Raw genomic sequence first — 1,772 nt, 5'->3', positions numbered from 1 at the left:
CGGGCCACCTGCTGCTCGACCAGCTCATGGACCGTCAGTTCATCGGGATAGGCGACGAGGGTGCCGTTCCAGGTGCGGAGCAAAAGCTCACGCTCGGCCGGGTCGAGAATGTCCACATGGCCGATCGGCTTCCCAGAGGCAGCCGCCACCGCTTCGAGGACCCTGACGAAGCGATCCCCGAGACGCGCGATCGTCTCCCGGTCGAACAGTTCCGTAGAGAAGACGAGGTCACCGTGGAAGCCGCCGCCGTCCTCGCTGAGGAAGAGGGAGAAGTCGAACTTAGATGTCTGGCTCGGAAGTTCGATCGACTCGACGGCCAGACCGGGAAGGGACCAGTCGTCTCCGCCTGTGTTGGAGAAGGCGAACGTGCAGTTGACCAGTGGCATACGACTCAGGTCCCGCTGGGGAGCCAGATCCTCGATGAGGAGGTCGAATGCCAGATCCTGGTGGGAGTACGCCTCGAGGGTCGTTTCCTTGACCTGCCGCAGGAGGTCCCTGAATGTCGGATCACCGCCCAGGTCGGAACGGATCACCAGGGTGTTGACGAAGAACCCGACGAGATCCTCCACACCGGCCCTGTTCCGGCCTGCGATGGGGGTGCCCACGGAGATGTCGTCCTGCCCCGTCCACCGCAGCAGCACGGTCTGGAAGGCGGCCAGCGTCGTCATGAACAGCGAGGCGCCTTCCTCGGCAGCGAGATCGCGCAAGCGCGAAACCACTGCGACCGGCACCGTGAACTGCACACTGTCGCCGGCTCCCGACGGCACCGCGGGGCGGGGGCGGTCGGTCGGCGGCTCGGCCGGTTCCAGACCCGCCAGCTTCTCGCGCCAGTACGACAGCTGCCGCTCCAGGACCGGGCCGGACAACCACTTGCGCTGCCAGGCCGCGAAGTCGGCGTACTGGATGCCGAGCTCGGGCAGGTCAGCCTCGGTGCCACGGATCCGCGCCGTGTAGAACGAGCGGAGGTCCCTGGTCAGGATGTCGACCGACCATCCGTCCGCGACGACGTGGTGCAGCGAGACGAGCAGGAGGTGGAGATCGACCGCCAGCCGGACCAGCTTGACGCGCAGCAGCCTCCCGGAGGACAGGTCGAAGGGCCGGCCGGCCTCTTCCTGGATCAGCTTCCGCGCTGCGTCCGGCTGGGCTGCGGATTCCTCGGAGATCATCAGATCGACGACGGAGAACTCGAACTCCGGCGCGTTGTCGGCGATCTGTACCGGTGTTCCCTGCTCACCTGTTTCGAACCGCGTCCGCAGGACCTCGTGCCGTGCGACGACGTCCCGGAAGGAGGCCCTGAGCACCGGCACGTTCAAGGGTCCGTGCACGCGGAAGGCGAATGGCATCGCGTAGTCCGCGCGCCCCGGGTTCAGCTGGTCGAGGAACCAGAGCCGCTGCTGGGCGAAGGACAGCGGTGCGGGACCGGAACCCTCCCGGGGAGAGACGGTGCTGCTCTTGCCGCGTCGGTTCATCCGGGCGAGCAAAAGCGACTCGGCGGTTGGCTTGTCCATACCTACTCCACTCTCGCGCTGATCAACGAACTTCGGACGTGCCGTCGTGGGCGGACTCATCCGGACCATCATCGGCCACTAGCTCCACGAGCTTCTGGGTGAGCGAGGCCACGGTGGGAGCCTGGAAGAACTCCCGCAGGGACATTTCCAGACCAGTGGAAGACTCGATCCGGTTGACGACTCGGGTGGCGAGGAGTGAGTGTCCGCCGAGGTCGAAGAAGTTGTCGTGGATGCCGATGCGGTCGATGCCGAGGATGTCGGACC

At 66.0% G+C, this 1,772-nt stretch carries 2 protein-coding genes; both read right to left on the bottom strand.

The genetic code is table 11. The features are described 5' to 3' along the window. Nucleotides 1-1,508 (bottom strand): condensation domain-containing protein (locus AB0435_RS34110; protein WP_366428732.1); only part of this gene is annotated, 1,508 nt, incomplete at its 3' end. A gap of 22 nt (nt 1,509-1,530) precedes the next feature. Next, nucleotides 1,531-1,772: phosphopantetheine-binding protein (locus AB0435_RS34105; RefSeq protein WP_366428731.1), on the bottom strand; the 242-nt coding region annotated here is incomplete at its 5' end.

It is taken from the genome of Streptomyces sp. NPDC051173 (assembly GCF_040689515.1).
Classification (GTDB): Bacteria; Actinomycetota; Actinomycetes; order Streptomycetales; family Streptomycetaceae; genus Streptomyces.
The sequence above is the reverse complement of the archived record's forward strand: the minus strand, read 5'-3'. Positions and strand labels throughout refer to the sequence as shown.